27 protein-coding genes are annotated in these 26,503 nt (G+C 67.8%); 10 read left to right on the plus strand and 17 right to left on the minus strand.

Going from position 1 to position 26,503, the window contains the following annotated elements:
- The first annotated feature begins 54 nt into the window (after window positions 1-54).
- The gene (locus tag GH2_RS12225) at window positions 55-1,092 is read left to right on the plus strand and encodes an alpha/beta hydrolase (RefSeq protein ID WP_244885375.1); all 1,038 of its coding nucleotides are present in this window, start codon (window positions 55-57) and stop codon (window positions 1,090-1,092) included.
- A complete protein-coding gene (locus GH2_RS12230; RefSeq protein ID WP_372434532.1) occupies window positions 1,089-2,492 on the plus strand; it encodes a mycothione reductase in 1,404 nt (467 codons plus the stop codon). Before GH2_RS12225 ends, GH2_RS12230 begins: the two co-directional genes overlap by 4 nt.
- Window positions 2,493-2,662: 170 nt before the next feature.
- Here the strand turns inward: GH2_RS12230 and GH2_RS12235 are convergent, their stop codons facing one another.
- Window positions 2,663-3,490 (minus strand): alpha/beta fold hydrolase, encoded by an 828-nt coding sequence (locus GH2_RS12235; RefSeq protein WP_372434530.1) that lies wholly within the window; start codon window positions 3,488-3,490, stop codon window positions 2,663-2,665.
- Window positions 3,491-3,504: 14 nt separating this feature from the next.
- Complete coding sequence (map, locus tag GH2_RS12240; protein WP_066168031.1) at window positions 3,505-4,371, minus strand: type I methionyl aminopeptidase; 867 nt, start codon at window positions 4,369-4,371, stop codon at window positions 3,505-3,507.
- Window positions 4,372-4,485: 114 nt separating this feature from the next.
- On the opposite strand from map, the gene GH2_RS12245 reads away from it, so the two are divergent.
- Genes GH2_RS12245 through GH2_RS12255 form a run of 3 tightly spaced genes read left to right on the plus strand, consistent with a single transcriptional unit; the run spans window position 4,486 to window position 7,372 of the window.
- Window positions 4,486-5,517, plus strand: coding sequence for a heme/hemin ABC transporter substrate-binding protein (locus GH2_RS12245; RefSeq protein ID WP_066168035.1), 1,032 nt, complete (start codon window positions 4,486-4,488; stop codon window positions 5,515-5,517).
- Window positions 5,510-6,595, plus strand: a complete 1,086-nt coding sequence (locus GH2_RS12250; protein ID WP_066168038.1) for a FecCD family ABC transporter permease — start codon at window positions 5,510-5,512, stop codon at window positions 6,593-6,595. Before GH2_RS12245 ends, GH2_RS12250 begins: the two co-directional genes overlap by 8 nt.
- Window positions 6,596-6,598: 3 nt before the next feature.
- Window positions 6,599-7,372, plus strand: coding sequence for a heme ABC transporter ATP-binding protein (locus tag GH2_RS12255; RefSeq protein ID WP_066168040.1), 774 nt, complete (start codon window positions 6,599-6,601; stop codon window positions 7,370-7,372).
- A gap of 6 nt (window positions 7,373-7,378) precedes the next feature.
- Here GH2_RS12255 and GH2_RS21630 read toward each other — a convergent pair whose 3' ends face one another.
- The 6 genes from GH2_RS21630 to dxr all read right to left on the minus strand — a co-directional run bounded on the left by GH2_RS21630 (window position 7,379) and on the right by dxr (window position 14,838).
- A complete protein-coding gene (locus GH2_RS21630) occupies window positions 7,379-8,251 on the minus strand; it encodes a hypothetical protein (protein WP_157086077.1) in 873 nt (290 codons plus the stop codon).
- Between the two features lie 76 nt (window positions 8,252-8,327).
- Window positions 8,328-10,157 (minus strand): penicillin-binding transpeptidase domain-containing protein, encoded by a 1,830-nt coding sequence (locus GH2_RS12270; protein WP_084247460.1) that lies wholly within the window; start codon window positions 10,155-10,157, stop codon window positions 8,328-8,330.
- A gap of 81 nt (window positions 10,158-10,238) precedes the next feature.
- Entirely contained in the window at window positions 10,239-11,075 is an 837-nt protein-coding gene (locus GH2_RS12275; RefSeq protein ID WP_066168049.1) for a GNAT family N-acetyltransferase, read from the minus strand.
- A 20-nt stretch (window positions 11,076-11,095) separates the two neighbouring features.
- Complete coding sequence (gene ispG, locus GH2_RS12280) at window positions 11,096-12,247, minus strand: flavodoxin-dependent (E)-4-hydroxy-3-methylbut-2-enyl-diphosphate synthase (RefSeq protein WP_066168053.1); 1,152 nt, start codon at window positions 12,245-12,247, stop codon at window positions 11,096-11,098.
- Between the two features lie 165 nt (window positions 12,248-12,412).
- Complete coding sequence (locus tag GH2_RS12285; RefSeq protein ID WP_066168453.1) at window positions 12,413-13,621, minus strand: M50 family metallopeptidase; 1,209 nt, start codon at window positions 13,619-13,621, stop codon at window positions 12,413-12,415.
- A gap of 47 nt (window positions 13,622-13,668) precedes the next feature.
- Complete coding sequence (gene dxr / locus GH2_RS12290; protein ID WP_066168055.1) at window positions 13,669-14,838, minus strand: 1-deoxy-D-xylulose-5-phosphate reductoisomerase; 1,170 nt, start codon at window positions 14,836-14,838, stop codon at window positions 13,669-13,671.
- 65 nt (window positions 14,839-14,903) lie between these two features.
- Between dxr and GH2_RS12295 the strand changes: the two genes are divergently transcribed.
- Window positions 14,904-15,167: a DUF2631 domain-containing protein gene (locus GH2_RS12295; RefSeq protein WP_066168456.1), complete on the plus strand. Its 264-nt coding sequence runs from the start codon at window positions 14,904-14,906 to the stop codon at window positions 15,165-15,167.
- A 116-nt stretch (window positions 15,168-15,283) separates the two neighbouring features.
- Here the strand turns inward: GH2_RS12295 and rlmN are convergent, their stop codons facing one another.
- The 6 genes from rlmN to rpsB all read right to left on the minus strand — a co-directional run bounded on the left by rlmN (window position 15,284) and on the right by rpsB (window position 20,629).
- Window positions 15,284-16,390 carry a dual-specificity RNA methyltransferase RlmN gene (gene rlmN, locus GH2_RS12300; RefSeq protein ID WP_066168459.1) on the minus strand — a complete coding sequence of 369 codons (1,107 nt, stop codon included), beginning with the start codon at window positions 16,388-16,390 and terminating at the stop codon, window positions 15,284-15,286.
- Between the two features lie 44 nt (window positions 16,391-16,434).
- Window positions 16,435-17,298 (minus strand): phosphatidate cytidylyltransferase, encoded by an 864-nt coding sequence (locus GH2_RS12305; RefSeq protein ID WP_066168058.1) that lies wholly within the window; start codon window positions 17,296-17,298, stop codon window positions 16,435-16,437.
- A complete protein-coding gene (gene frr, locus GH2_RS12310) occupies window positions 17,295-17,852 on the minus strand; it encodes a ribosome recycling factor (RefSeq protein WP_066168061.1) in 558 nt (185 codons plus the stop codon). The genes GH2_RS12305 and frr overlap by 4 nt, the downstream gene beginning before the upstream one ends.
- A gap of 82 nt (window positions 17,853-17,934) precedes the next feature.
- On the minus strand, window positions 17,935-18,687 hold the full coding sequence (pyrH, locus tag GH2_RS12315) for a UMP kinase (RefSeq protein WP_066168065.1): 753 nt from the start codon (window positions 18,685-18,687) through the stop codon (window positions 17,935-17,937).
- Window positions 18,688-18,848: 161 nt separating this feature from the next.
- Window positions 18,849-19,673 carry a translation elongation factor Ts gene (gene tsf, locus GH2_RS12320; RefSeq protein ID WP_066168067.1) on the minus strand — a complete coding sequence of 275 codons (825 nt, stop codon included), beginning with the start codon at window positions 19,671-19,673 and terminating at the stop codon, window positions 18,849-18,851.
- A 125-nt stretch (window positions 19,674-19,798) separates the two neighbouring features.
- Window positions 19,799-20,629 carry a 30S ribosomal protein S2 gene (gene rpsB / locus GH2_RS12325; protein ID WP_066168068.1) on the minus strand — a complete coding sequence of 277 codons (831 nt, stop codon included), beginning with the start codon at window positions 20,627-20,629 and terminating at the stop codon, window positions 19,799-19,801.
- 258 nt (window positions 20,630-20,887) lie between these two features.
- On the opposite strand from rpsB, the gene GH2_RS12330 reads away from it, so the two are divergent.
- Complete coding sequence (locus GH2_RS12330; protein WP_066168073.1) at window positions 20,888-21,391, plus strand: M23 family metallopeptidase; 504 nt, start codon at window positions 20,888-20,890, stop codon at window positions 21,389-21,391.
- Window positions 21,392-21,408: 17 nt separating this feature from the next.
- Here GH2_RS12330 and GH2_RS12335 read toward each other — a convergent pair whose 3' ends face one another.
- The gene (locus tag GH2_RS12335; RefSeq protein WP_066168074.1) at window positions 21,409-22,338 is read right to left on the minus strand and encodes a tyrosine recombinase XerC; all 930 of its coding nucleotides are present in this window, start codon (window positions 22,336-22,338) and stop codon (window positions 21,409-21,411) included.
- 211 nt (window positions 22,339-22,549) lie between these two features.
- Here GH2_RS12335 and GH2_RS12340 point away from each other — a divergent pair, with 211 nt between their 5' ends.
- Window positions 22,550-23,944, plus strand: coding sequence for an MFS transporter (locus tag GH2_RS12340; protein WP_066168462.1), 1,395 nt, complete (start codon window positions 22,550-22,552; stop codon window positions 23,942-23,944).
- Here GH2_RS12340 and GH2_RS12345 read toward each other — a convergent pair whose 3' ends face one another.
- Window positions 23,945-24,808: a siderophore-interacting protein gene (locus GH2_RS12345; RefSeq protein WP_066168076.1), complete on the minus strand. Its 864-nt coding sequence runs from the start codon at window positions 24,806-24,808 to the stop codon at window positions 23,945-23,947.
- Between the two features lie 45 nt (window positions 24,809-24,853).
- Window positions 24,854-25,267 (minus strand): winged helix-turn-helix transcriptional regulator, encoded by a 414-nt coding sequence (locus tag GH2_RS12350; protein WP_066168079.1) that lies wholly within the window; start codon window positions 25,265-25,267, stop codon window positions 24,854-24,856.
- Window positions 25,268-25,403: 136 nt separating this feature from the next.
- Here GH2_RS12350 and GH2_RS12355 point away from each other — a divergent pair, with 136 nt between their 5' ends.
- Both GH2_RS12355 and GH2_RS12360 read left to right on the plus strand, forming a co-directional pair.
- On the plus strand, window positions 25,404-25,766 hold the full coding sequence (locus GH2_RS12355; protein WP_066168082.1) for a DoxX family protein: 363 nt from the start codon (window positions 25,404-25,406) through the stop codon (window positions 25,764-25,766).
- 55 nt (window positions 25,767-25,821) lie between these two features.
- Window positions 25,822-26,499, plus strand: coding sequence for an SDR family NAD(P)-dependent oxidoreductase (locus tag GH2_RS12360; RefSeq protein WP_066168085.1), 678 nt, complete (start codon window positions 25,822-25,824; stop codon window positions 26,497-26,499).
- The last annotated feature ends 4 nt before the right edge of the window (window positions 26,500-26,503 follow it).

The following is a 26,503-nucleotide window of genomic DNA, read 5'->3' on the forward strand; positions in this document are numbered from 1 at the left end:
GTTCTGCCGGGGACGAGAAGCGCGGTGTCGGGTTCGCACCTTAAGGTGGACCGCGTGAGCATCGTTAAAAGCCGCCGGTGGCGATCCGATGAGTTCCTCGATGGTTTCCAGTCCCTCCCTTTGCCTCTCGGAGACGATCCCGACGGGGACGGCCTCATCGAGGCCACGCTGGTTCGAGCGCCCGGCAACGCCGCGACGACGAACGGCGCCGTCCTGTACGTGCACGGCTTCACCGACTACTTCTTTCAGGCCGACCTCGCCGAGTTCTTCACCGACCGCGGGTACGCGTTCTACGCGGTGGATCTGCGGCGATGCGGCCGGTCGCTGCGCGATGGCGATCAACCGCACTTCGTCACCGACTTGGCGTTCTACGACCGCGAACTCACGGCGGCCCTCGACGTCATCGTCGAGGAGACCGGCCTCGAGGGGACCGGCGCCGACGACGCCTCGGCGCAGGTCATCGTCGCCGGTCACTCGACGGGCGGGCTCATCACCCCGCTCTGGCTGAACCGGCTCCGCGAATCCGATCCCGAGCGCCATCGCCACATCGCCGGACTCGTCCTCAACAGCCCGTGGCTCGACCTGCAGGGCAGTGCACTGCTGCGAACCGGCGTCGTCGGCGGCCTGATCAAGGGCCTCGGCGCGATTCGCGCCCGCACGGTGGTCCCCCGCGAACTGTCCGGCGCCTACGGCGACAGCCTGCACGTGAGCCGTCACGGCGAGTGGTCGTACGACCTCCGGTGCAAACCGCTGAGCGGATTCCCGGTCACCTTCGGCTGGCTGGCCGCGGTACGTGCAGGCCAGCATCGCCTGCACCGCGGGATCGACGTCGGCGTGCCCGCACTGGTGCTGCGCTCCGACAAGACCCGGTTCACCGACGGCTACCGCACCGCCGTCGACACCGCCGACTGCGTGCTGAACGTCAAACAGATCGCACAGTGGTCTGCGATGATCGGCCGCACCGTGTGGGCCGTCGCGGTACCCGACGCCCGCCACGACGTCTTCCTATCCCTCGAGACCCCTCGCCGGATCGCTTACGGCGAGGTCCAGACATGGCTGAACACGGTGTTCGGCGAAGGAGTACAGCAGTGACCACCCAAGAAGTCGATCTCGCGATCATCGGTTCCGGCAGCGGCAACTCGATCCCCGACGAACGATTCGACGCGTCGAGCATCGCGATCTTCGAGGAAGGCGTCTACGGCGGCACCTGCCTCAACGTGGGCTGCATTCCCACCAAGATGTTCGTCTACGCCGCGGACGTCGCGGACAGCGCGCGGTCTTCGGCTCGATACGGCGTCGACGCCTCGGTGAACACCGTCGATTGGCGTGCGATCGTCGGCCGCGTCTTCGGCCGCATCGACCCGATCGCGCAGAGCGGCAAGGAGTATCGCACCGACCGCTGCGAGAACATCACCGTGTACACCAGCCATGTGCAGTTCGACGGCCGCGACGCCGATACCGGCCGCTACCGGCTGGTGACCGCTGCCGGGGACGAGGTGCTGGCCCAGCAGGTCGTGATCGCCGCGGGCTCCCGGTCCGACGTGCCGTCGATCATCGCCGACTCGGGGATCCGGTATTACACCAACTCCGACGTGATGCGGCTTCCCGAGCTCCCGAAGCGGATGGCGATCGTCGGCAGCGGTTACATCGCCGCCGAGTTCGCGCACGTCTTCGCCTCGCTCGGCGTCGACGTCACGGTCATCGCGCGCAGCGGCCGGTTGCTCCGCGCCCTCGACGACGACGTCAGCGAGCGCTTCACGCAGGTGGCGAGCGAGGCCTGGACCGTGCGGTTGAACGCCACGATGACCGGGGCCGCAGACCAGCCCGACGGTTCCGTTCGCCTCGATTTCGCCGACGGCGATTCGGTCGACGCCGACGTGGTGCTGGTGGCGGTCGGTCGCACCCCGAACGGCGACCGGTTGAATCTCGAGTCGATCGACGTCACGCTCACCGATGACGGCCGCGTTCCGTGCGACGAGCACGGACGCACTCCGGCGACCGGCGTGTGGGCGCTCGGCGACGTCAGCTCGCCGTACCAGCTCAAGCACGTCGCCAACCACGAACAGCGCGTGGTGCAGGCGAACCTGCTGCACGGGTGGGACTCCCCCGACCTGGTCTCCTTCGACCATCGCTACGTTCCGTTCGCGGTTTTCACCCATCCGCAGATCGCCGCCGTCGGCCTCACCGAGGCGCAGGCGCGGGCGACCGGCCGGGACATCACGGTGAAGGTGCAGAACTACGGCGACGTCGCGTACGGCTGGGCGATGGAGGACACCACCGGCTTCTGCAAGGTGATCGCCGACCGCGGCACCGGTGAGCTGCTCGGCGCGCATCTGATCGGTCCGCAGGCGTCGACGGTGATCCAGCCGGTGATCCAGGCCATGAGCTTCGGCCTCGGTGCCCGCGAGATGGCCCGCGGCCAGTACTGGATTCACCCGGCGATGCCGGAGGTCCTGGAGAACGCCCTCCTAGGCCTGGAGTTGGACGACTAGCGCGGCGCGCCTCCCACGCTGATCGAGTGCCACCCGCGAGCGCACCAGCACGCCTCCCACGCTGATCGAGTGCCACCCGCGAGCCCGCCTCCCACGCTGATCGAGTGCCACCTGCGAGCGCAGCGAGCAAGTGGTGTATCGAGATCGCCGCAACAGACGCCGGCACTCGCCTAAAACCGCGACGACCGCAGCGAGATCTCGGTCGCGAGCGCTGCGGGGGCGTTCTCCGGAATCCAGTGGTCGACGCCTTCGAGGACCGAGAACCGGAAGTCCGAGTACACGTACCGACCGCTGAACTCGGCCTGTTCACGGCCGAGCGCGGAGTCGGCGTCGCTCCACAGCATGGTCGTCGGGATCTCGACCGGCGGGCATGCGAGGGTCTCGGCGATGTTGCCGGTGAAGTTGGCGCGATACCAGTTCAGCGGCCCGGTCATAGCCCCCGGCTCCAGGATCGGCCGCAGTTCGTCGGCCGTGACGCCGGCCCGGCGGAGCAGGATCCCGTCGCGGCCGGAGAGCTTCTCCTCGGCGTCGGGCGCGATGAAGCTCTTGATGTACGCCGACCGTTCGCGCTGGTCCGATCCGTCCTCCAGCGCGTCCCGCATCGCCGACGGATGCCCGGTGCTCACTGCGACGAGTCCGGTGAACCGGTCCGGATGCTTGGCCGCGAGCTGCCAGGCGACGATGCCGCCCCAGTCGTGGCCGACGATCATGGAATACGAGATGTTCAGGTGATCGAGGATGCCGATGACGTCGGACACCAGTTTCTCGAGCCGGTAGTCCGCGACGTCGTCCGGGCGTGCGCCGGGACTGTAGCCCCGCTGGTTGATGGTGAGCGTGCGCAGGCCCGCCTCGTGGACACGCGGAATCACGGCGTCGAAGCACTGCGCATTCACCGGGAACCCGTGCAGCAGCACCACCCACGGGCCGCGGGCAGGGCCCTGCTCCTCGACGTCGAAGATCAGTCCGTCATGTTCTACCGTCAGGCGCGAGGTGGTCACCGAGACAGGATATGTCACACGGCATCGGGCAGAGTGAGGATTTCGGCTCCGGTGTCGGTCACGACGAGCGTGTGCTCGAACTGCGCCGTCCACTTCCGGTCGGCGGTGACGACGGTCCAGTCGTCGTCCCACATCTCCCACGGCAGATCACCGAGGTTGATCATCGGCTCGATGGTGAAGACCATGCCGGGTTCGAGCACCGTCTCGACGCTGGGCTGGTCGTAGTGCAGCACGATCAGCCCGTTGTGAAATGTCTCACCGATGCCGTGGCCGGTGAAGTCGCGGACCACGGTGTACCCGAACCGTTTCGCGTACGCCTCGATGACGCGGCCGATCACGTTGAGCTCCCGACCGGGCTTCACCGCCTTGATGGCGCGTTCGGTCGCGATCCGGGTGCGGTCCACCAGATCGCGCGCCTCCTGGGAGACGTCGCCCGCGAGGAAGGTGGCGTTGGTGTCGCCGTGCACTCCGTCGATGTACGCGGTGACGTCGATGTTGACGATGTCACCGTCCTGGATCACCGTCGAGTCCGGGATCCCGTGGCAGATCACCTCGTTCAACGACGTGCAGCACGACTTCGGGAAGTCCTTGTAGCCGAGCGTCGACGGGTAGGCTCCGTGGTCGATCATGTACTCGTGGGCGATCCGGTCGAGTTCGTCGGTCGTGACGCCCGGTGCGACGGCGCGGCCGGCCTCGGCGAGCGCATTGGCCGCGATCTTGCTCGCGACGCGCATCTTCTCGATCGTCTCCGGTGTCTGCACCCACGGTTCGCTGCCCTCGTTGACGGTGTCCTTCCACGCGTATTCGGGGCGCTCGATGGAGTCGGGGACGGAACGCGTCGGTGACACGACGCCGGGAACCAGTGGGGCACGAACTGTCATGTGGGCGATTCTACGGCGCACCGTGATTCGTGCCGCACCGATGTGCGTTCGCCTTCCGCGCAGCAGTAAGGTGTGCCTAACAGAACGACTGGCGACGAAGGTGGAATCAACGTAATGGCTCACCCCCGATCCGCGGCGTCGTCCACCCGCCCGCGGCTCGTGTCACGGCGATTCGTCGCGGTCTGGGCCGCCCTAGCGTCGGTTGTCGTCCTCGTGACCGGCTGCACCACCGAGCCCATCGACACCGGAGCGGGCACTGCCGCCGCGACCAAGCCCACCCTGCGGTCGGGCCCGACCACCGCGACGCTGCCGCACCCGGACATCGTTCCGGTCGTCACCGATCCGACTCCGGGGCCGCGGGCCGATCGCATCATCGCGTTGGATCGGAACGGAACCCTCGGCTCCATCGTCTTCGCCCTCGGGCTGGGCCCGCACGTCGTTGGCCGGGACCGGTCGACGACGTTCCCCTCAGCTGGCGACCTGCCGTACGTGACCGAGACCGGACACGCGATCAACCCCGAGCGGGTCCTGGCGCAGAATCCGTCGATCGTTCTGGTCACCGACGACGCCACGCCGCCCGGTTCCGTCGAGCAGTTGCGTGCGGCGGGCATCGCGGTGGAGGTGTTCACCGGCAAACGCTCGATCGCAGGCAACTCCGCGCTCATCACCGATGTGGCGCGAGCGCTCGGCGTGCCCGATGCCGGCGCGGCGCTGGTCGCGCGCACCGAGAAGCAGATCGCGGACGCGCGCGCACTGGTGCCCGATCCGTCCGAGGATCCGACGATCGGCTTCCTCTACATCCGTGGACCGCACCTGATACTGCTCGCCGGTCCCCGGTCGGGCGCCGATGATCTGATCGCGGCCCTCGGCGGCATCGACGCCGGGACCAAAGCGGGTCTGACGTCGGCGTTCACCCAGGTCAGCGCCGAGTCGATGATTCGCGCCGATCCGGAGGTGATCCTCGTGATGACGCAGGGCGCCGAATCGGTGGGCGGGATGGACGCGGTGCTCCGACTCCCCGCCGTCGCCGACACCGATGCCGGTCGGCACGGTCGGATCGTCGAGATGGACGAGACCCAGATCCTGATGTTCGGCCCCGACACCGGACTGGTTCTCGGCGCCCTCGCGAAGGCCATCTATGCCTGAGACCGCAGCACCGGATCGACCGACAACGACCGCCGCGGCGCCTTCGCGAGGCCGCACCCGCGCGCTGTGGGTGATGCTCGCGACGGCGATCCTGCTCGGGGTGGTGGTCGTGTTCTCCGCGGGGACGGGCCAGGTACAGATCCCGCCGCTGGAGGTCCTCGGTTCCATCGTGCACCACTGGCATCTCGACATCGGCCCCCTCCCGTCGCACCCCCAGGGCGAGAACGCGCTCTGGGTGTCGCGGTTCCCCCGAATCCTGTTGGGACTGCTGGTCGGCATCGCACTCGGAACGGCGGGGTGTCTGCTCCAGGGCGTCCTCGCCAATCCGCTCGCCGAACCCGGCATCATCGGCGTCTCGTCGGGCGCCGCGGTCGGCGCCTGCCTGATGATCGTGATCGGCGGCACCGGAACCAACGGCTGGGCGATCGCAGGCGCGGCCGCGCTGTTCGGCCTCATCACCACTGCGGGCGTCTACGTCCTCTCGATCCGCGACGGCGCGTCGTCGACCATCATGCTGGTGCTGACCGGCATCGCCGTGAACGCCTTCTGCCTCGGGATCATCGCGTACCTGACCTACATCGCGTCGACCGCCGCGCGCGAACAGATCGTGTTCTGGCAGTTGGGCTCGTTGGCGGGCAACGTCTCCTGGACGCAGGTCAAGATCGTCGCGCCGCTCGCGATCGCGGGCCTCGCCGGCGGCATGGTCTTGGTGCGCAAACTGGATCTGCTCGCCCTCGGCGAGGTGCAGGCCGCCGCGTTGGGAGTCAACGTCGAAGCCGTCCGCCGCCAGGTGATCGTCCTGGTCGCCATGCTGACCGCAGCGGGTGTGGCCTTCACCGGCATCGTGATGTTCGTCGGTCTGATCGTCCCCCACGTGATGCGGTTGCTCGTCGGACCGAAGCACGCCTGGCTGCTTCCGGCCAGCGCGCTCGGTGGCGCCCTGGTGATAGCGGCGGCCGATCTCGGCGCCCGCACGCTGACCGGCGGCGAACTCCCTCTGGGCATGCTCACCTCGCTGATCGGCGGACCCGTCTTCTTCCTGCTGCTGCGACAGCGCAACGCCGCGGGACGGTGGTGAGCGATGGACCGTTACGAACTGACGGCCAGTCACGTCGACGCCAGTATCGGGCGACGCCGCATCCTGCACGACATCGATCTGACGGCGCACCCGGGCGAAATCCTCGCCCTCGTCGGTCCCAACGGCTGCGGCAAGTCGACCCTGCTGTCGGTGCTCGCCGGCGTCCGGGCACCGGATGCGGGTTCAGTGCGGATCGGCGAGCTCGACGTCCATCACGTCGACTCGCGGACGCTCGCCCGCGCCCGGGCCCTGGTCACGCAGCAGAACCGCACCGACACTCCGTTCCCGGTCCGGGAGGTGGTGGAGATGGGGCGCTTCCCCTGGACGCGCACCCCGCAGGCACGACAGTCCGAGGAGATCATCGACGCCGCTATCGTCGAATGCCAGTTGGAAGACCTCGTCGACCGGCCGTTCGCGCAATTGTCCGGCGGGCAGCAGGCGCGGGTGTCGCTGGCACGCGCGCTGGCGCAGGACTCGCCCGTGCTCCTGCTCGACGAACCGACCGCGGCCCTCGACATCGGGCACACCGAGCAGGTGCTGTCGATTCTGAAACGACGCGCTGCTATGGGTGCGACGGTGATTCTGGTGGTGCACGACCTCTCGCTGACCGCGGCGTACGCCGATCGTGTCGCGGTGATGGCGGACGGGCGGCTCCTCGCGACCGGCACCGTCGACGAGGTGATGACGGTGGATCTGTTGAGCCGGACCTACGACCATCCGGTGCTGATCTGGGACCACCCCGACACGGGCGAGCGCATCATCACGCCCGCCCGCTGACGGCCGCTAGGACCCCTTGCGCTGCGCGATGATGTTCAGCACGCCCAACACCACGAGGGCGATGCCGCCGAGGAGTGTCAGCCACAGACCGAAACCGACGCTGAACTTGATGTTGAAGATGTCGCCGTAGGGGCCCAGATCGTTCTTCGAACTCATCACGTCGGCGATGTCGATGATCGCGATGAGGGTGATGAGGACGCCGGCGACCAGGGTTCCGATACTCGCCACGCGCGGGAGGATCGGCTGCTGGGCGGCCAAGAAGACCGTCGCGCCCGCCAGCCCTCCGGCGACCAACGCGAGGATGAGCGTGAACCACCCGTCCTTGCCGTCACCGGTACCCGACACCGAGCCGCCGGTGAACGAGACCCAGGGCAGGAAGGCGGCGATGAACACCACCACCGCGGCGCCGACGGTGCCCCAGAGGAACGGAACCAGCTTCGGGGACACGGTGCCGCCCGGTGCGGACAGTCCCGAGAGCTGCTGACCGAACGGTGCGAACCCGCCGGGCTGCCCCGACGCGGCGGGCGCGCCGTACTGCGGTGTCGGCGTCTGACCGACGGGTGGCTGACCGGGCTGATGCTGCCCGGGCTGGGGCTGACCGTACTGGGGCTGACCTTGCTGGGGTTGGCCGTACTGGGATTGACCGTACTGGGATTGACCGAACTGGGGTTGGCCCTGCTGGGGTTGGCCGTACTGGGACGGATCAGGCTGAGGCTGGCTCTGCTGGTACTGACCCTGCTGGGCCTGGTCCGGGTACGGCTGACCGGGCTGAGGTTGCCCCGGCTGAGATTGACCCGGCTGGGGTTGACCCGGCTGGGGTGCGCCGTACTGCGGGTACTGGCTGGGATCCTGCGGAGGAGTGGGATTCGGTCCGCTCATGACGAGGCCGCCTTTCCTGACGTAAGTCCCCAAAGAATGACATATCGAACACCATTCGTCCTGTCTTCGGTGGACGTCAGGGTCGATAGTCGCCCGGGATCATGGTGAGGAAGTCGCGGGTGACCAGGACCGAGTTCGTCGAATCGCCGCCGAGCACGATCAGTGTCGCGAAGGCGATGTCGCCGCGATAGCCTGCGAACCAGGCGTGCGACCCACCGGCCACCTCGGCTTCACCCGTTTTTCCATACACCTCGCCCACCCCGGCGAGCGGCGTCGCGGTGCCCTCCGTCACGACGGCCCGCATCATCGGTCGCAACTGTCGGTATACCTCGTCGTCCAACGCCGCCGTCGGTCCGACGACCCCGGTCTCCCGTCCGCCGATCAACGACGGCACCTGCGCTCTTCCGCTGGCCGCAGCAGCGGCGACGAGCGCCATTCCCAGCGGGCTCGCGAGCACCTCACCCTGCCCGAATCCGTCCACACTGCGCATCACGAGTTCCGGCTCCACCGGCACCGAGCCCGACTTCACCGACAGTCCGGCCACCCGGTACTCCTGCCCGAGCCCCATCGCCGCAGCCGCGTGTGTCAGCGCGGTGGAGCCCATCCTGCTGGCCAAGTGCGCGAACGTGGTGTTGCACGACTGGGCGAACGCGGTCCGCAGCGGGACCGAGCCGAGCGAGAAGCCGTCGTAGTTGGGAATGAGTCGATCGCCGATCTGGATCTCCCCCGGACACGGCACGATGTCCTGCGGCGCGGACAACTTGTCATGGAACGCCGCCGCTGAGGTGACCATCTTGAACGTCGAGCCGGGAGGATAGAGGCCCGACGTGGCGATGAGTCCTGACCGGTCCGCATCGCGATTCTGGGCAATCGCCAGAATCTTTCCGGTAGACGCCTGGATCGCGACCAGCATCGCCTGCTTACCCGCCACCGCGTCGACCGCACGCTGTGCGGCGTTCTGCACCATGCGCGAGAGCGTCAGTTGCACGGCGGGCGCGGGCTTTCCTGACTCGTCGTGCAGGACGTCGGCGACCATCCCGTTCGGGTTCTGCACCGTGATGCGCCACCCGCTGGATCCGGTGAGCTCGCCCTCGACGGTGTTGCGGACACTGGTGAGCACGGCCGGAGCGAAGTTCGGATCGCGTGGGGTCAGCACCGCCTGTTCGGCCGCCACCACGCCGGGCAGTGCGAGTTGGTCGCGCAGGCGGTCGAACTGCTCCTGCGGGATCCGGCCAATCGGCAACGGGTCGCTCTGCGCCGTCGCCTTCTCCGCGATCGCCTGAGCGTTCAAGCCCGGGATCAGCGGCGACAGGACCGCGACCATCCGATGCACGGAATCGCTGACCGCGTTCTTCTCGGCGGCCGCGGCAGCGTCGAACGAGACGGCGACGACGGTCCCGTCGACCATTACCTCCGAACCGTCCGACTCGTTGACCGCGGCTCGCGGCGGGTCGGTCTGCGATCGCGAAAGACGTTGATCGGCACCAAGTTTCGGATGAATGTCGGCAGACTTCCAGCGGACCGACCACCCGGTGTCGCTGCGCCCGAGCGCGACCGTGGACGTGTATTTCCACCGGCGGTCGTGCCCGAAGTCCCAGGTGTAGGAGACCGGCACCTGGGCCACGTCGCCGTTGATGTCGACGCGCCCGGGCGACGCCGTCATCGACGTCGGGGTCAGCGAGTCCCAGGTCTGCCGCAGTTGCGCCTCCGCGCGCGCCGGATCGGTCGTCAGTCGCGCCGCACCGGCGAAGTCTGTCGCCGCGAAGGCGGCGAAGAAATCCTCGGCCGTCGACCGCGGCCCGTCGTTCTCACTGCCGCACGCCGTCACCGAACCGACAAGCGCCATCACGACGAGCAGACACGGCAGCAGCAGCCTGATACGGCGGGTTCGGTCACGGGACGGCATCGGAGCCATCATAAGCGGTGGGACACCCCGCCACGACGACGGCGCGCGGCGCTCAGCAGACCTGTGTCAGTCGACCGTCCGTCAGTCCACCAGCACCGTCGCGAACGTGCCGACCTGACCGAACCCGACGCGGCGGTACGTCTCCCGTGCAGGTCCGTTGAACGCGTTCACATACAGAGTCGCGATACGCCCCTGCCGGGCGATCGCCGCGGCGACGGCCGCGGTGCCGGTGGCGCCGAGGCCACGGCCACGCCACTCCGGGTCCACCCAGACGCCTTGGATCTGTCCCACCTTGCGCGACATGGAGCCGATCTCGGCTTTGAAGACCACCCGGCCGTCCTCGAACCGGGCGAAGACGCGGCGAGCGGAGATCAGTGCGGCGAGCCTGCGCCGATACGACCGCCCTTCGTCCCCCACACACGGATCGACGCCCACCTCGCCGATGAACATCTCGACCGCGGCCGGGAAGTAGGCGTCCAGGTCGGACATCGTCACCAGACCGACCTTCGGGTCGGGCGCGATCTCCGGATAGCCGGTCAACGACAGCAGCGGCTGATCGTCGCGGACCTCGCGCGCCGTGCCCCACGACGTCCCCAGCCGCTCCCACAGCGGCAGGACCAGATCTGCGGCACCGACGACGGACGAGCAGATCCGAGGCATGCTGAGCGCGCGCTCGGCGAAGACCTCGAGATCGGTCGCACCCCCGATGAGCGGCATCAGGTTGGCACCCGAGAACGCCAGCGACGACGACGGTTGCGACGCCGTCCACAGTTCGCCTCCGAGGAAGCGAGGCGACAGACCATAGGCCTCGACCCGCGCCGCCACCATGCACGACGCGACCGGGTCCAGGTCCAGGGCTTGACTCACCGCGTCAGCGTCTTTCGCACCGAGCGGACGGTCACCGAGGATCCCGAGCACAGACCCACCTCCTGCCTACATCAGCCCACGGAAACGACCGGGGCTCCACCTCCAGTGTCTCCCGACTCCTCTGCGATACGCAGCGCTTCGGTGATCAGAGTCTCGACGATCTGTGCTTCGGGAACGGTCTTGATGACCTCGCCCTTGACGAAGATCTGGCCCTTGCCGTTGCCCGATGCGACGCCCAGGTCGGCATCGCGCGCCTCGCCCGGGCCGTTGACGACGCAGCCCATGACAGCCACGCGCAGCGGGATCTCCATCCCCTCGAGGCCCGCCGAGACCTCGTCGGCGAGTTTGTAGACGTCCACCTGGGCGCGCCCGCACGACGGGCACGACACGATCTCGAGTTTGCGTGGCCGCAGATTCAGCGACTGCAGGATCGCGTCGCCGACCTTGATCTCTTCGGCGGGCGGCGCGGACAGCGAGACACGAATGGTGTCGCCGATGCCGTCGGCCAGCAGCGATCCGAACGCCACGGCGGACTTGATGGTGCCCTGGAACGCCGGACCCGCCTCGGTGACGCCGAGGTGCAGCGGGTAGTCGCACTGCGCGGCGAGCTGTCGATACGCCTCCACCATGACCACGGGATCGTTGTGCTTCACCGAGATCTTGATGTCGCCGAACCCGTGCTCCTCGAACAGGCTCGCCTCCCACAGCGCCGATTCGACGAGCGCCTCCGGGGTGGCCTTGCCGTACTTGTCCATCAGACGCTTGTCGAGCGAGCCGGCGTTGACACCGATGCGAATCGGGATCCCCGCCGCGCCTGCGGCCTTGGCCACCTCTTTCACGCGGCCGTCGAACTCCTTGATGTTGCCCGGGTTCACGCGCACGGCGGCGCAGCCCGCGTCGATCGCGGCGAAGATGTACTTCGGCTGGAAGTGGATGTCGGCGATCACCGGGATCTGCGACTTCTTCGCGATCGCCGAGAGCGCGTCGGCATCTTCCTGCCGCGGGCAGGCCACTCGTACGATGTCGCAGCCGGATGCGGTGAGCTGAGCGATCTGCTGCAGCGTCGCGTTGATGTCGTGGGTCTTGGTGGTGCACATGGACTGGACCGAGATCGGGTGGTCGCTGCCGACTCCCACATTGCCGACCATGATCTGCCTCGTCTTGCGGCGCGGCGCCAACACCGGCGGCGGGGCCGACGGGATACCGAGGCCGATTTCAGTCATGTGCAACTCTCCTAGCAGATCAGTGGACCGTGCTGCGCGAGCCGCAGGAGGCAGGCTGAGACCTCGTGACCGGCGTCGTCGCGCAACGTCGCAGCCTTGAGTCTACCGACTTGAGCGGCCGGTCATCGGACACGCGCGGCCTGCGCGGGGGTGGCGCCTGCCACGTCAGAACACCTTGATCGGATTCACGATGTCGGCCGTCAACGTCAGCAGCATGAAGCCGCCCATGACGATCACCACCGCGTATGTGATCGGCAGCAGTTTGTAGTAGTCGACCGGGCCGGCGGCGATCTTCCCGCGCCACCGCCGGATGGTGTTGCGCACCTTCTCGAACAGGGCGATCGCCATGTGACCGCCGTCGAGCGGCAGCAGCGGCACCAGGTTGAACGCGCCGAGGAAGAAGTTCACGCTCAACAGCAGTCCGAAGAACATGTCCCAGTAGCCGCGCTCCACCGCTTCGCCGCCGAGCACCGAGGCGCCCACGACGCTGACCGGACTGTCGACCGCTCGCTCACCACCGGTCACCGCATGCCAGAGTCCGGCGACCTTCGACGGCAGGGACACGAGCGCCTTGAACGTCTCCTTCACGAGGTCGCCGCTGAAGCCGACCGCGCCGCCCCACACCGACAGCGCGTCGTACTGACGGGTGTACTCGGTCTGCAGACCGACGCCGATGGCGCCGACCTCGGCCGACGTCGGGGCCTCGCCGTCGCGTTGAACCATCCGCTGGACCTGGGTCACCGGAACCGTCAAGTCCAGACGGTCGCCGTCGCGGTCCACAGTGAGCACCACACTGCCGGTGGAGGCCTGAACGTGCTGGACGAGGTCGGCCGAATCAGTGACGTCGTGCCCGTCCACCGCCACGATCTGATCGCCGGTCTCGACTCCCGCGGCCGCGGCGGGCGCTGGGCCCGAGCACTCGGTGAGCCTGCCCTGCGCGTCGGTCGACGGCGCGATGCACTCGGTGGAACTGGCGTACACGGGCTTGTCGCCCAGGATCGGCAGACCCCAGCCCAGCGCCAAGACCACGATCAGCACGAAACCGAGGACGAAGTTCTGCATCGGTCCCGCGAACAGCACCACCAGGCGTTTCCACGTCGGCTGGGCGTACATGGCACGACGGCGCTCGTCATCGGTGAGCTCCTCGTGCGGGGTCATGCCCGCGATGTCGCAGAACCCGCCGAGCGGGAGCGCTTTGACTCCGTACTCGGTCTCACCGCGTCGGGTGGACCACACAGTGGGGCCGAAGCCGACGAAGTACCGGCGCACCTTCATGCCGGTGGCCTGCGCGGCCCACATGTGACCGAGCTCGTGCCATGCGATGGACACCAGCAGGGCGAGCGCGAACAGCACGACGCCGAGCACCAGACTCACGAAACGACTCTCCATCCCACGGCGCACCCGGTTCGGGGCTGTGCGGTCTACGACACGGAGGAGACCAATTCGGCGGCGCGCCGTCGCGCCCACCGATCCGCCTCCAACACCTCATCGAGCGTACCCGGCCGGTGCGACCACTGATCTGCGTCGCTGAGCACATCGGCGATCACGCCGACGATGCGCGGGAAGGTGATGGCCCCGGCGAAGAAGCCGTCGGCGGCCACCTCGTTGGCCGCGTTGAACACGGCGGTCAGGCTGCCGCCGCGGGTTCCCGCCGCTCGCGCGAGGTCGATCGCCGGGAAGACCTCGTTGTCGACCGGCTCGAACGTCCAACTCGACGCCGTCGTCCAGTCGCACGCCGCCGACGATCCCGGAACGCGGTGCGGCCACCCCATCGCGAGCGCGATGGGCAGCTTCATCGACGGCGGTGACGCCTTCGCGATGGTCGCGCCGTCGACGAACGTCACCATGGAGTGGACGATCGACTGCGGGTGCACGGTCACGTCGATGCGGTCGTAGGGCACGTCGAAGAGCAGGTGCGCTTCGATCACCTCGAGGGCCTTGTTCACGAGCGTCGCCGAGTTCAACGTGATCATCGGCCCCATCGACCAGGTGGGGTGCTTGCCGGCCTGCTCCGGCGTCACATCGCGCACCTGCTCGGCGGTCCAGCCGCGGAACGGTCCGCCCGACGCGGTCAGCACCAACCGGTCCACCTCGTCGGCGGTGCCGCCGCGCAGGCACTGCGCGATGGCGGAGTGCTCGGAGTCGACGGGCACGATCTGACCGGGAGCGGCCGCGTCGAGCACCAGTGCACCACCGGCCACCAGGGACTCCTTGTTCGCCAGCGCGAGCCGCGCACCGGACGTCAGCGCCGCCAGACTGGGACCCAGCCCGATGGAGCCGACCACGCCGTTCAGGACGACGTCGGCCTCGACCGCATCGATGAGATCGACCATCGCGTCGGCGCCACCGAGCACGCGGCCACCGAGCCGATCGCCCAGCGTCGCCGCGGCAGCGGCGTCGGCGACCGCCACGCCGCTCGGCGAGAGGCCCGTCGCGGCCACCTGTTTCTCCAGCAGATCGAGGTTGCCGCCACCGGCGCCCAGCCCCACCACCTGGAACAGATCCGGGTGTTCGGCCACCACTTCCAGCGCCTGGGTACCGATGGATCCCGTGGATCCCAGAATCAACACACGCGTCGTCACACCCCACATTGTCGCGCACGTCGCTCGGGTTATGCTGTAGGCCGGACTACTACCGGTCGTCATAAGGAGTGAACGTGGCAAGCACTGAGGTCGCAACCATCGATACCGGATGGGTGCGCGAGCCCGCCGACGCACCGTCGGCACGTTTCGGCTGGCACGGTGTGGGACGCAAGTCCATCGCCGCCGCGGCGTTGATCGTCGGACTCATCCTCCTCGGCATGCTCAAGGGCAACCACGTCGGCCACGTCGAGGACATCTACCTCGTCATCATCGCCGTCGCCATGATCGGCTACACGGTGTACTCGATGATTCCGCGCAAGGGCGCCTGGAAGCGCTGATCAGCGCGCTGCAGACCGACCGCGCAGTCACCGACTGACGACGAAGACCCGGACGCTGTGCGTCCGGGTCTTCGTCGTTCCGGGTCTTCGTCGCTGTCCAGCCCTGCTCGGCAGCGTTATTTCTCCTCGGCGGCGAGCTGACCGCAGGCCGCCGCGATCTCCTGCCCGCGGGTGTCCCGGACGGTGCACGACACGCCGTGCTCGCGGACCCGTCGAACGAACTCGGCCTCGACCGGCTTGGGGCTGGCGTCCCATTCCGAGCCCGGCGTCGGGTTCAGCGGAATCAGATTGACGTGCACCAGCGAACCCAGCGCGGCACGCAACTTCTTGCCGAGCAGATCGGCACGCCACGGCTGATCGTTCACATCGCGGATGAGGGCGTACTCGATCGAGACGCGACGGCCCGTCGCATCCGCGTAGTAGCGCGCGGCGTCCAGGACCTCGCTGACCGACCAGCGGTTGTTGACCGGCACCAGCGTGTCGCGGAGTTCGTCGTCGGGCGTGTGCAGCGACACCGCCAGCGTCACCGACAATCCTTCATCGGCGAGCCGCCGGATCGCCGGCGCCAGTCCGACCGTCGAGACGGTCACCGACCGCGCCGAGATGCCGAATCCGTCGGGCGCCGGCGAGGTGATCTTGCGGACGGCGTCGACCACCCGCTTGTAGTTGGCCAGCGGCTCCCCCATACCCATGAAGACGATGTTCGAGAGCCGTCCGGGTTCGCCGACCTCGCCGTCGCGCAGCGCCCGCGCGGCCGCGCGCACCTGGTCCACGATCTCGCCGGTCGAGAGATTGCGGTCGAGGCCGCCCTGACCGGTGGCGCAGAACGGGCACGCCATACCGCAGCCCGCCTGTGAGGAAATACACAGCGTATTGCGCTCCGGATACCGCATCAGAACCGATTCGAGCAGGGTTCCGTCGTGCAGCCGCCAGAGGGTCTTGCGGGTGCTGTCGTCATCGCACGAGATGTGCCGGACCGGCGTCATCAACGTCGGGAACAGCTTCTCCCCGACTTCGTCGCGCTTGCCCGCGGGAAGGTCGGTCATCTCCGCGACGTCGGCGGTGAGCCGCCCGAAGTACTGCTTGGCCAGCTGATTCGCCCGAAACTTGGGCAGCCCGAGCTCCGCGACGGCGTCGATGCGGCCCTGCGCGTCCAAGTCGGCGAAGTGCTTGGGCGGCATACCGCGTTTGGGGGCGTCGAACACGAGAGGCAGAGAGGTCACGCCCTCCATTCTCGCATGAGCGCGACGGTGCCGGTCTCAGCCGATCACAGCAGCCAGGACAGCACGATCCAGGTGATGAACGCCGACGGCAGGAGTGAGTCGAGTCGATCCATGATCCCGCCGTGCCCGGGCAGCAGGGTTCCCATGTCCTTGATGCCGAGGTCGCGTTTGATCTGCGATTCGACGAGGTCGCCGGTGGTGGCGACGACCACGAGCAGCGGTCCCAGGATCAGGCCGATCCACCAGTTCGGCGTGTCCAACAGCCAGTAGGCGCACGCGGTGGCGCCGATCGTGCCGACGAGCGCCGAGCCCGCCAGGCCCTCCCACGACTTCTTCGGGCTGATGGCAGGCGCCATCGGGTGCCTGCCGAACAGGACGCCCGCGGCGTAGCCGCCGACGTCCGAGCAGACCACCACCAGCACCAGCGTGAACACCCGCATGTTGCCGTAGTCGTGACGGACCATCTCCGCACCGAACGTGGCCAACATCGGCAGCCAGGCCAGCACCAGGATCGCGACCGACAGATCCCGAAGGTAGTTCTCCGGCGCGTTCGCCAGGCCCTGCCCCACCAGTTTCCAGACCATCATCAACAGGATGGTGGCCGCCATGGCGATGAAGGTGCCCTCGAGACCGTACGGCCACGACAGCCAGATCATCGCCTGACCACCCGCCAGCAACGGAATCACCGGGACGGCGAACCCGCCGTCGCGCAGTCGTTTGATGACTTCCCAGGTGGCGATCGCCAGTGCGACCGAGACGACGATGTACCACGCCCACGGGACCAGCAGCAGCACGGCGATGAGGACAGCGCCGAGGCTGCAGCCGACACCGATGGCTGCGGGCAGGTTGCGTCCCGCCCGCGAACCCGCCTCGGGCGGCGTCGGCGCCGCGTCCGGTGTGCTCGTCATACTTCGAGCAGCTCGGCTTCTTTGTTCTTGACCAGCTCGTCGACCAGTTCGGTGTAGGTGTGCGTGGTCTTGTCGAGGTCCTTCTCGGCGCGGACCACGTCGTCCTCGCCCGCGTCGCCGTCCTTCTGGATCCGCTTGAGCTCGTCGACGGCCTTGCGGCGCACGTTCCGGATGGTGACCTTGGCGTCCTCGCCCTTGCCGCGGGCCTGCTTGCCGAGCTGCTTGCGGCGCTCTTCGGTGAGCTGCGGGATCGCGACGCGAATGACGGTGCCGTCGTTGGTCGGGTTGACGCCCAGGTCGGAGTTGCGGATCGACGTCTCGATGTCGTTCATCGTCGACGGCTCGTACGGCTTGATGACGATCAGCCGCGGCTCGGGAGCATTGATGCTCGAGACCTGCGTGATCGGGGTCATCGCGCCGTAGTACTCGATGGCGATCTTGTTGAACATGGCGGGGTTGGCGCGGCCGGTGCGGATGGACGACATGTCGTTCCGCAGATGGTCGACCGCCTTCTCCATCTTCTCTTCGGCCTCGAGCAGCGCTTCGTCGATCATGGGAGGTTCACGTTCCTTTACGTGTCGCAGTGGGTGGTGACGCCCGGCGGGCGCCGGTCCGTACAGCGGTCAGTCGCCCGTGTCAGTCGTCGCTGACGGTACGGACCAGCGTGCCGATCGGCTCTCCGGCGACCGCACGTGCGATGTTTCCACGCTCGAGCAGGTTGAACACCAGCATCGGCATGTTGTTGTCCATACACAGGCTGAACGCTGTCGCGTCGGCGACCTTCAACTCCTTCTCGATCACCTCGCGGTGGCTGATCTCGCGGAAGAGTTCGGCGTTCGGGTTGGTCCGCGGATCGTCGGAGTAGACGCCGTCGACGGCCTTCGCCATCAGGACGGCCTCGGCCTTGATCTCCAGGGCGCGCTGGGCCGCGGTGGTGTCGGTGGAGAAGTACGGCATGCCCATGCCTGCACCGAAGATCACCACGCGCCCCTTCTCCAGGTGCCGGACCGCGCGCAGCGGTAGGTACGGCTCAGCCACCTGTCCCATCGTGATGGCGGTCTGGACGCGGGTGGTGATCCCCCTCTTCTCCAGAAAGTCTTGCAGGGCAAGGCAGTTCATCACAGTGCCGAGCATGCCCATGTAGTCGGAGCGAGAGCGGTCGAGGCCGCGCTGCTGCAATTCGGCCCCGCGGAAGAAGTTGCCTCCGCCGATCACGATGCCCACTTGCACCCCGGAGGAGACGACCTCCGCGATCTGGTCCGCCACGGCGCCGACCACGTCCGGGTCCAGTCCCACAGATCCGCCGCCGAACATCTCGCCACCGAGCTTCAGAAGCACGCGGGAGAAGCCTGCTCTACCCTCTTCAGCGGTCGACTGCGATTCGCTCATCTCTTCCTTCGCTCGAGTATCGGCACAAACTCACTCCATCTTAGGGTGCACCACTGCCCCACGATGCACTCCGGCCCCGGAATCGTCCCTCGCGGGTCGATTCCGGGGCCGGAAGTCGCTGATCGCCGTCGTCGATCAGCGATCAAGGCGTGTGTCAGCCACTAGGACTGGCCGACCTCGAAGCGGGTGAACGCGACGACGGTGGCGCCCGCCTCGTCCAGAACCGCCTTGACGGTCTTCTTCGAGTCGGTGACCGACGCCTGGTCCACCAGGACGACGTCCTTGTAGAAGCCGTTCACGCGACCCTCGACGATCTTCGGCAGCGCCTTCTCCGGCTTGCCTTCGGCCTTGGCGGTCTCCTCGGCGACGCGCCGCTCCGACTCGACGACGTCCGCGGGGACCTCGTCGCGGCTGGCGTACTTCGCCTTGAGGGCTGCGACCTGCATGGCGGCGCCGCGAGCGGCCTCTGCGGCCACATCGCCCTCACCGGTGTACGAGACCAGCACGCCGACGGCGGGCGGCAGGTCCGACGCGCGCTTGTGCAGGTACACGGCGACGGGGCCGTCGTACGCGGCGACGCGGCGCAGGACGAGCTTCTCACCGATCTTGGCGGACAGCGCCTCGACGGCGTCGGCGACGGTTCCGTCGCCCAGCTTCGCGGCCTGCAGCGCCTCGAGATCGTTCGAGCGCAGCTCGATGGCGGCGCTCAGAACGTCGTCGGCCAGCTTCTGGAACTCGTCGTTCTTGGCGACGAAGTCGGTCTCGCTGTTGAGCTCGATCATGACGCCGTCGCGCGCGGCCACGAGGCCCTCGGCGGTGGAGCGCTCGGCGCGCTTGCCCACGTCCTTGGCGCCCTTGATGCGCAGTTCCTCGACAGCCTTGTCGAAGTCACCGTCGTTGTTCGCAAGAGCGTTCTTGCAGTCGAGCATTCCCGAGCCGGTCAGTTCCCGCAGACGCTTGACGTCGGCAGCGGTGTAGTTCGCCATAGGTGGCGACCCTCCTTCTTCGATGTGTGGTCGAGAGACAAGATTCTCCGGCGGGGTGATCACCCCGCCGGAGAAGGGTCCAGCGATGTCCTGCTACTGGACCGATTCTTGTGACTTGGCAGTTCTTATTCTGCGGCCGGAGCCTCGGTCGCGCCATCGGTGGCGGGCGCGGCTGCCGGTGCGGTCGCCTCGGCGAGCAACTCCTGCTCCCACTCGGCGAGCGGCTCGCCCTCGCCGGCTTCCGGCTTGGCGTCGCCCGCGGTCTGGCCTGCGCGTGCCTGAACACCCTCGGCGACGGCCGAGGCGATGACGCGGGTCAGCAGAGCGGCGCTGCGGATGGCGTCGTCGTTCGCCGGGATCGGGTAGTCGACGACGTCGGGATCGCAGTTGGTGTCCAGGATTGCGATGACCGGGATGTTCAGCTTGCGTGCCTCGCCGACGGCGATGTGCTCCTTGTTGGTGTCGACGATCCACACGGCCGAGGGAACCTTGGCCATGTCGCGGATGCCGCCCAGGGTGCGCTCCAGCTTGTTCTTCTCACGCGTGAGCATGAGGATTTCCTTCTTGGTGCGCCCCTCGAAGCCACCGGTCTGCTCCATCGTCTCCAGCTCCTTCATGCGCTGGAGACGCTTGTGCACGGTGTTGAAGTTGGTGAGCATGCCACCGAGCCAACGCTGGTTGACGTACGGCATGCCGACGCGAGTCGCCTCAGCGGCGATCGATTCCTGCGCCTGCTTCTTGGTTCCGACGAAGAGGACGGTGCCACCGTGGGCGACAGTCTCCTTGACGAACTCGTAGGCGCGGTCGATGTACGACAGCGTCTGCTGCAGGTCGATGATGTAGATGCCGTTGCGGTCGGTGAAGATGAACCGCTTCATCTTCGGGTTCCAACGGCGGGTCTGATGCCCGAAGTGTGCGCCGCTGTCCAGCAGCTGCTTCATGGTCACGACAGCCATGAATATGTCCTTCTCTCGCAGTTGTCGCCGGTCCTCGGGGTTGAGTACCAGCCCTGGCACCCGCCATCGCGACACACCCGGGCGATTCCGGGACTGCGTGTTCTGATGTGCTTTCGCGGGTGCGCGAAGTCACCCGGGACATACCCGAGTGCGTCGGTCAGACTACTCCGATACCCAACCGTTAGCCAATTGGCCTGCTGGAACCGTGGAAACGACACGCCGAGGGAGCCGATCGGTCTCGCTGCGCGTCTAATCAGTATGACCCTGCGCCGAATTCTGATCACCGTCATGGCGGTGACCGTCCTGGCCCCGCACGCGTCGCCGGTCGCCGCGCGCCCGTCGTACGACTGGCCGCTGCAGCCCCGGCCGGCGGTCACCCGCCCGTTCGATCCGCCGGCGAAACGCTGGCTGCCGGGACACCGCGGCGTCGATCTCGGCGCCCACACGGAGGCCGCCGTCCTGGCGGCGCGCGCGGGGACGGTCACCTTCGCCGGACCGGTCGCCGGGCGTCCGGTGGTCTCCGTGCTGCACTCGGACGGGGTGACGACCACGTACGAGCCGGTGACGCCGCGCGTCCGACGCGGCGAGCACGTCGTCACCGGGCAGGTGATCGGCTATCTCGACACGGGCCACGACGGGTGTACCGCCTCCGCGTGTCTGCACTGGGGCGCGAAGCTCGGGAGCGGCCGCACCGCCACCTACCTCAATCCCCTGGGACTGCTGGGCCTGCTGCGTGTCCGATTGAAACCGGTGTCCGATTGAAACCCGTGAGCCGGTCCTCAGGCGCGCGGATGTGCCTGCTGGTGAACCGCGCGTAGTCGTTCGACGCTCACATGCGTGTACAGCTGGGTGGTGGCGAGCGACGAGTGCCCGAGCAGTTCCTGAACCACCCGCAGGTCGGCGCCGCCCTCCAGCAGATGGGTGGCGGCGCTGTGTCGCAGTGCGTGCGGTCCCACCGACTGCCCTGCGGCTTCGGTCGCCCGGTGCACCACGGTCCGCGCCATCCGCTGGTCCAGTCGACCGCCCTTCACCCCGAGCAGCAGCGCCTCGGCCGATGCCGCGGTGGCGAGTGCCGGTCGGCCGCGGGAGAGCCACGCGTCGAGCGCGGCTGCGGCGGGGCCGCCGTACGGCACGGTCCGTTGTTTGTCGCCCTTGCCGATCACGCGCACCACCCGACGGTCGACGTCGACGTCGCCGATGTCGAGTCCGCACAGCTCGCCCACTCGGATCCCGCAGGAGTAGAGCAGTTCCAGCACCACGCGGTCGCGCAGTGCGACGGGGTCCAGATCGCCGTCGTCGGTGGGTCCGGCGTCCGTGGATCTGTCGTCCGTGGGTCCGGCGACCACCGCCTCGACCGCGGCCGCCGCTTGCTCGGGCGCGAGGACGGCGGGCAATGTCCGGTGCGCCTTCGGCGCTCGCAGCCGTTGGGCGGGGTCCGCGTCGAGCACGCCCTGCCGAACGGCCCAGGCACAGAACGTCTTGGCCGACGAGACCTGTCGGGCGATCGTGGTGCGGGCGGCCCCGCGGCGCGCGTGTTCGGCGAGCCAGGCGCGCAACAGCGGAAGATCGAGTGCGCTGACGGGCACTCCGCGCGCGCCTGCGAAGGAGATGAGACCCCGGACGTCGCCGGTATAGGCGCGCACCGTGTGCCTGCTGTGCCCCTTCTCGAAGCTCAGGTGATCAGCGAAGTCCGCGAGCACGTCGGTCATGCCCGCACCGTACTCGTCGTCCCGCGGACGGCTCGGCAGACTCGCGAGTAGGCGATCCACGCGGAATACTTGATGCTGATCTAGATTCTTTGCCTTTTGCTTGACTGAAAAATGCGTAACCCTCGAAAGAGTTCCCCTGACACACAACTCAACCTCGTTCCGGACAAGCGGTGCCGCCACACCGTCGGACGGGTCCTCCGCCAACCCGCGCCTGGCGGTCGCGGTCCTCTGTGCCGCGGGGATCGTCGTCGCCTTGATGCAGACGATCATCGTCCCGCTCATCCCCGATCTTCCGCGCCTGCTGCAGAGCTCGCCGACCAATGCTTCGTGGGCGTTGACGATCACTCTCCTCACCGGCGCCGTCGTCACCCCGATCTCCGGTCGCCTCGGCGACATGATCGGCAAGCGTCGCGTATTACTGGCCAGCCTCGGCGCCGTCGCCGCCGGATCGGTGGTCTGTGCGGTGTCCTCGACGCTGATTCCGTTTCTGATCGGACGCGGTCTCCAGGGCATGGGCATCGGCACCATCGCCCTGGGCATCAGCCTGATCCGTGACATCGTGCCCGCCAACCAGCTCGGCTCGTCGATCGGCGCGATGAGCGCATCGCTGGGCGTCGGCGGAGCCTTGGGTCTGCCGTTCGCCGCCGTGATCGCCCAGCACATCAGCTGGCACGCACTGTTCTGGGTGAGCGCCGCGATCGCGGTCGCGGTGATGCTCGTCGTCACGCTGGTCGTGCCCGCCAGTTCCATCGCGACGGGCGGTCGATTCGACGCGCTCGGCGCCGTGGGCCTCAGCGTCTTCCTCACCTGCGTGCTGCTCGCCCTGTCGAAGGGCCATGAGTGGGGTTGGACGAGTCTGTGGACGCTCGCCCTGTTCGCGGGCTTCATCGTGTCGGCCGCACTCTGGGTGTGGTACGAGCGGCGGCGCAGCAACGCCTTGATCGACATCGCGACCAACCTGAAGCGACCGATCCTGCTGACCAACATCGCGACGGTCGCTGCGGGTTTCGTCTTCTATGCGATGCAGATGATGCCGATCCAACTCCTGATGGCCCCGGAGTCCGCCCCCAGCGGGATCGGTCTGCCGATGGTCCAGGCGGCGCTGGTGCTGATGCCGGGTGGACTCGTGATGTTCGCGTTCTCGTACGTCAGCGCGTGGATGTCGCGTCGATTCGGTGCACGGATCTCACTGGGTGTCGGCGCCCTGCTGATCGGCGTCGGCTACGTGGCGTTCCTGGTGATGCTCGTCGGGCCGTGGGCGAGTACCTGGATCTGGCTCCTGATCGTCAACGCCGTCGTCGGCGCGGGGCTCGGCATCGCGTACTCGGCGATGCCGTCGCTCATCATGGAGTGGGTGCCCATCACCCAGACCGGTGAGGCCAACGGGATCAATGCCACCATGCGGTCGATCGGCACGTCGTTCGCGACGGCGGTCGTGTCGATGATTCTCGCGTCGTCGATCACCGGCGTCGACGGCCAGGTGTTCCCGACCGTCGACGCCTACGTGTGGGCGACCATCATCTCGCTCGTCACCTGCGTGCTCGCAGCGCTGGCCGCGTTCGCCGTCCCGAAGAGCAGGCTCAAGCCCGATCCGGTCGACTGCTGATCAGGCCGGCGCCTCGGCCTTCCGCAGGTCGGCCTTCCACTGCCGGAAGCCCTCCTCGGTACGGCCGCGGCGCCAGTAGCCGGAGATCGACGACGCCCGCTTGGCGCTGACTCCGCGCTCCTTGCGGACGTAACTGCGCAGGTTCTTCATGACCGCCTGCGCCTCGCCGTGGATGAACACCTGCGGTTCGCCGTCGAGCCACGGAGCGGCCTTCACCGCCGCGATGATCGGCGCGTTGTCGCCCGCCGCGTCCTCCGACGCCTCGTTCGAGCCCGCTCCCCGGTGCACCCAGGTGATCTCCGCTCCGGCCGGCGCGACCAGGTCCAACTCGTCGGCGGGCCCGGCGACCTCGATGAACACCTTCGCGACGGCGTCGTCGGGAAGCACTTCGAGGGCCGCGGCCAGCGCCGGGAGGCCCGCCTCGTCGGACACCAGCAGATGCCACGGCGCCTCGGGATCGGGGCGATATCCGCTGCCCGGTCCGCGGAAGCTGATGACCTCCCCCGCCTGCACGCTGCGGGCCCACGGCCCGGCGATCCCCTCGTCGCCGTGGACGACGAAGTCGACGGCGATCTCGCGCGCCACCGGGTCGTAGCGACGGACGGTGTAGGTCCGCAGCACCGGCTGCTGCTCCGGCGGGAGCGTGTCGCGCATGACCTCGAGGTCCACCGGCTGCGGGTAGGCCGTGCCGTCGGACGTGAAGACGAACTTCACGTACATGTCGGTGTCCGAGCCCTCCGGGGTCCCGTCACCGCCGACGGGCGCGAAGTCGTCGAAGCCGTCTCCACCCAGCCAGACGCGCACCATGTGAGGCGTCAGCGCCTCGGTCCGCAGTACCGTCATCGTGTTCAGCCGCTTCGCCACGCGATCTCCTTGTTGCCACTGGTGACATGATTGTCTTAGGTCAGCCTAACATTTCTGGTCGAAGACCTCGCGCGCCGCAGTGATCGCGGGCTGGTGTTTCACGGCCCAGAGCGCCAGCCCCAGAGCCGGCTCGATCAGTGTCTGCCCCATCTCGGTGAGCTCGTATTCGACCCGCGGGGGCACCTCGGCGTAGACCGTCCTACTGACCAGACCGTCGCGCTCCAGACTCCGCAGCTTGAGGGTGAGCATCCGTTGGGAGATCCCGGGAATGCGTCGCTGCAACTCACTGAACCGCAACTCCCCGGTGCGGAGCATGCCGATGATGAGCAGTGACCACTTGTCGCCCACCCGATCCAGGAGTTCGCGGACGGCCCGGCCGACGCCGGTCTCCAGGCAGGCGGCCTCATTGCCCTCGAGCGGCTCGAATACGGCGGCGCTCAACTCACTCGACTCGATCATCGTTCCTCCACTGTGCCGCAGGCACATCGATGTGCCTTTTGTAAGCCTCGAGAAAGTGACTCATGATGATGCTTGTTACAAACAGTAACTCATGGATAGCCGTCACTGAGCACACGGTCCGTACGAAGGAAACAGCATGATCATCGCCCTCTGGATCGTCAACGCGATCCTCGCCGTCCTCTTCCTGACTGCCGGCGCCATGAAGGTCGTCCGCACGAAGAGCGCTCTCGCGGACTCCGGGATGGCCTGGACGACGGACGCCTCCGTCGGACAGGTCAAGACCATCGGCGCGCTCGAGGTCGTCGGCGCTCTCGGCCTGATCCTGCCCCGGGCGACCGACATCGCGCCGGTGCTGTCACCGCTGGCCGCGGTCGGTCTGAGCCTGACCATGGTCGGCGCGATCGCCCTGCATGTTCGGCGCAACGAGAGCTTCCTGGCACCTGCCGGGCTGCTCGTCGTCACCGTGGCGTCAGCCGTCCTCGGCTTCGCGACCCTCTGACCGTCCGGTCTCTTGAATCACTGAACCCCCACGCCAGTCCTAAGGAGAATCACCCATGCCCACCATCGCCATCGTCGGAGCAGGCCGGGGCCTCGGCCTCGCCCTCGCGCGTAAGTTCGGTCAGAACGGATACCGGGCCGCGCTCATCGCACGCAATCGCGAGAAGCTCGACGCCCTGGTCGCGGAACTCGCCGACGCGGGGATCGAAGCTGCGGGTTTCGTCGCCGATGCCGGGGATCCGGACGCCGTCGCCTCCGCGCTCGAGAGTGCCCGGGAACGCTTCGGCTTCATCGACGTCCTCGAGTTCTCGCCGCACGCGGGTAACGCGGAGTCCATGGTCGACCCGCTCGACGTGACTGTGGAGACCCTGCGGCCCGCCATCGACACCCTGCTCTTCGGGGCGGTGGCCGCCGTGCAGGCGGTGCTGCCCGCCATGCGACACAAGGGTGTCGGCACCGTGCTGCTGACCGCGGGAACCGGCTCCATCGACCCGGTCCCGTACTTCGGGACTCTCAACACGGCTCAAGCAGCGACCCGCAACCTGGCCTTGAACCTCCACCACCGGCTCGCCGACACCGACGTCTACGTCGCACACATCGCGATCGGCGTCGGCATCGGCGACTCCGCTCCCGCGCCGGGCTACCCGTTCAAGACGCCGGCGCAGATCGCCAACCTCTACTGGGATCTCCATGCTGCTCGCGACGTGCCGGAGTTGATCGTCACCGGTCAGTGACGCT

This window comes from Gordonia hydrophobica NBRC 16057, assembly GCF_001592365.1.
Taxonomy (GTDB): domain Bacteria; phylum Actinomycetota; class Actinomycetes; order Mycobacteriales; family Mycobacteriaceae; genus Gordonia; species Gordonia hydrophobica.